At 34.8% G+C, this 3814-nt stretch carries 2 protein-coding genes; both read left to right on the top strand.

Going from position 1 to position 3814, the window contains the following annotated elements; translation table 11 throughout:
* Nucleotides 1-153 precede the first annotated feature (153 nt).
* Entirely contained in the window at nucleotides 154-2289 is a 2136-nt protein-coding gene (locus B3J44_RS02075; protein ID WP_286965387.1) for a beta-galactosidase, read from the top strand.
* A 188-nt stretch (nucleotides 2290-2477) separates the two neighbouring features.
* On the top strand, nucleotides 2478-3814 hold a 1337-nt coding region (locus B3J44_RS02070; RefSeq protein WP_286965386.1), incomplete at its 3' end, for an aminotransferase class III-fold pyridoxal phosphate-dependent enzyme.

Here is a 3814-nt window from a genome sequence, read left to right as displayed (position 1 = left end):
GATAAAGGAACTTCTATTAGAGAAAATTATCAGCCCGTTACAGGAAAAGGATTAGAAGCTTTTAATTTTAGCTGGTCTGCATCGCATTATTTAATGCTGCTTTTGGAGGATAAATAAACATCCGAAATTTCATTAATACCAAAACTATAAAATATGTTTAACTACAATATATCTTTCACAAAATTAATAATGGCAGGATTGCTTGTTGCAAGCTGTCATTCAATTCCTCTTATTGCTCAAAACAAAAAAAATGCAGTTTCAGAAAATAAAGATCCGCAACGTTTTTTCTCAAAGGCAGATTTAATGCAAATTGGGGTTTATTATTATCCGGAACAATGGCCGAGAGACCAATGGGAACGCGATTTAAAAAATATTAAAAAATTAGGATTTGAGTTTACGCATTTTGCCGAATTTGCATGGACTTTTATGGAGCCTGAAGAAGGAAAATACGATTTCAAATGGCTAGATGATGCTTTGGCAATTGCAGAAAAAGCAGGTCTAAAAGTAATTCTTTGCACGCCTACGCCAACACCTCCTGCTTGGATGGGAGAAAAATATCCTGAGATTTATCTAGTCGATGCAAGTGGACGCAGAAGAGAACATGGAAATAGAGCGAATCAATCTGTATCTAATGAAAAATACAGAGAATTTGTAGAAAAAATTGTTTCTGAATTAGGAAAAAGATACGGAAAAAATAAAAATATCATAGGCTGGCAAGTAGATAATGAACCTGGCGCACCAGACGATTTTAGTCCTTCGGCGCAAAAAGGATTTCAGAAATGGCTTAAAGCCAAATACGGAACAATCGAAAAATTGAATACCGAATGGGTAGCTAGTTTCTGGAGTATCAGATATAATAATTTTGAACAGATTGCAATTCCAAATGCGGAGATTTATTCTGAAGACAAACTTAGTCCGCACGCTGTTTTGGATTTCAAAAGATATACGGCAGATTCGCAAGCAGAATATTTAAATCTGCAAGCCGAAACACTTCGAAAATATATCGATCCGAAACAATGGGTAACAACAAATTATACCAATGTAGTGTATGGTGCAGATCCAAGAAGAACAGATAAAATGGATTTTGCCACTTATACAATGTATCCAGTTAGCGGAAGAAATACGTTAGGAGGACAGAATTTCAGAATGGGATCTCCAAACAAAATCATGGAAGCCAATGATTATTATCGATCTATAAATGGCGTTACTGGAGTTATGGAAATGCAGCCAGGACAAGTAAACTGGGCAAGTATTAATCCGCAATTGCTTCCAGGAACTGTTCACATGTGGATTTCTCAGGCTTTTGGAGGAGGTTGTTCATTTACTTGTACTTACAGATACAGACATCCTTTAGGAAGCAGCGAAATGTATCATGATGGAATTGTTGGAACTGATGGAGTAACTCTATCAACAGGAGGAAAAGAGTTTGTACAGTCAATCGAAGACATGAAATTGCTTCGTAAAGAATACAATCCAAAAGCGGTGATTCCGCAGGAAATTGCAAAAAGGAAAACAGGATTTTTATGGAGCCATGAAAATCTTTGGGATTTGGAAAACCAAAAGCAAACTGAATTCTGGAATACATGGAGACATAGAAATACGTACACTTCGGCAATAAAATCAACAGGCGCACCAATGGATTTTATTACAGAAGAAAGCGATTTTTCGGCTTATCCATTTATTGTGGCGCCTGCGTATCAATTAGTTGATCAAAAGTTGGTTAACAAATGGACAAAATATGTTGAAAATGGAGGAAATTTAATTCTTTCTTGTCGAACAGGACAGAAGGATAAAAACGGACATTTTTTTGAAGCGAATTGGAATGCGCCAATTGTACCTTTAATCGGAGCTGATGTTGAGTTTTTTGATATGTTAGTTGAAGATGTAAACGGAACAGTAAATGCTGGAAGCAATACTTACAAATGGAATGCTTGGGCAGATGTCTTAAATCCGAAACAAGGTACAGAAGTTTTAGCCACTTATGCCGATCAGTTTTACAAAGGAAAAGCAGCTGCAATTACAAGAAAACTAGGAAAAGGAACCGTTACTTATATTGGAGCAGAAAGTAAAGATGGAAATTTGGAAAGAGAAGTTGTTCGAAAAGTTTATGAGAATGCAAAAGTAGCCATCGAAAACTTTCCAAAAGGTGTTTATGTAGAATGGAGAGACGGCTTTTTTGTTGGGGTAAATTATACCAATGAAACAATTAATCTGCCTATTCCCGCAGGAAGTAAAATATTAGTGGGCAAAAATCCATTAGAACCAGCTCAGGCTGTTATCTGGAAATAATCATACCGTATTTCTGCAAGGTTTTCAAAACCTTGTAGGAATAGTTATGAAAATGAAAAAATCCTGTTTTATAGATATCTTTAATACCTACAAGGACTGAAAAAGACCTTGCAGGAAAGCAAAAAAAAAGTGCCAATTCGTGTGATTCGTGGCTAAAAAAAATAAAAAACAACTTTAAAAGAATACCAATGAATTTTTCAGAAGCAATTATTCAAGATTTAGTAAAAGAACATTACGGTTTTAGCGTAACCGTAAAAGCATTAAACGGGTATGATGAATTGAATTTTCTTTTATCAAATGAGAAAAATGAAAAATACATTCTAAAAGTATCCAACGAAAGTCATCCGTTTCCTTTTTTAGAAGCGCAAGCGGCCATTATAAGACATCTTACAAAAAGCACTATTTCAGATTGTTTTCAGCATTTTTGCATCAACAAAAAAGGAGAAGAGCTCACAAAAATAGTAACAGATTCTCAAACCTATTATATCCGAATTTTAAACTTTTTAGAAGGCATTTTCTGGGTAGATGAAAAGAACAAAACAAGTGAATTGCATTATAATTTAGGTTCGTTTTTGGGTAACATGGATCGTGCTTTGGCAGATTTTTCGCATCCTGCAATGCACCGAAATTATACTTGGGATATTAGTAAAGCTAGTGAAGCAGGCGATAACTTGAAACACATTCTAAATCACGAAAGAAGGCGTATTGCAGGTTATTTTTTATTGCAGTTTGACACAGAAGTAGCACCGCAAATTCATCGATTGAGACATGCTTATATTCACAACGATGCTAACGATTATAATGTTTTAGTGCAGGGAAATCGCGTGAGCGGACTTATTGATTTTGGTGATATGGTTTATACAGCTTTAGTCAATAATTTGGCAATCGCCTGTACTTATGCAATGTTAGACGAAGAAGATCCATTGGCTGTAGCGGTAAAAATTGTTGAAGGATATCATCATTCATATGCACTTACTGAGCAGGAATTAGATTTATTGTATTATTTAATCGCAGGAAGACTTTGTATTAGCGTAACGCAATCGGCTTATAATGCTTCATTAGACAGTAACAACGAACATCATTTTATTACTGAAAAACCAGCTTGGGATTTATTATATAAACTAATAAAAATTAACCCGATCAAGGCGCAAGATGCGTTTAGAAAAGCTTGTGGTTTTGAAGGATTAATTACAAATGATGATTACTCAGAATTGCTTGAAATCAGAAAAAAGAAAATAGGCAGAAACCTGAGTATTGGTTACAAAGACAAACTAAAAATTGTAAAAGGAGCTTTGCAATATTTATATGATGATAAAGGAAGAACTTTTGTTGATTGCGTAAATAATCCTTCGCATGTTGGTCATTGTCATCCCGTTGTTGTTAGAAAAATGCAAAAGCAAATTGCAACTTTAAATACCAATACGAGATATTTGAATGATGCGATTACAGAATATGCAGAAAAACTAACCGCAACTTTACCAGAAAAACTTAGTGTTTGTTATTTTGTTAATTCAGGAAGTGAAGC

Origin of the sequence: Flavobacterium sp. UBA4854 (assembly GCF_002399805.1) — a bacterium.
GTDB lineage: Bacteria > Bacteroidota > Bacteroidia > Flavobacteriales > Flavobacteriaceae > Flavobacterium > Flavobacterium ginsengisoli.
Note: the sequence above shows the minus strand (reverse complement) of the source record. Positions and strands in the feature narration are given on the sequence as shown.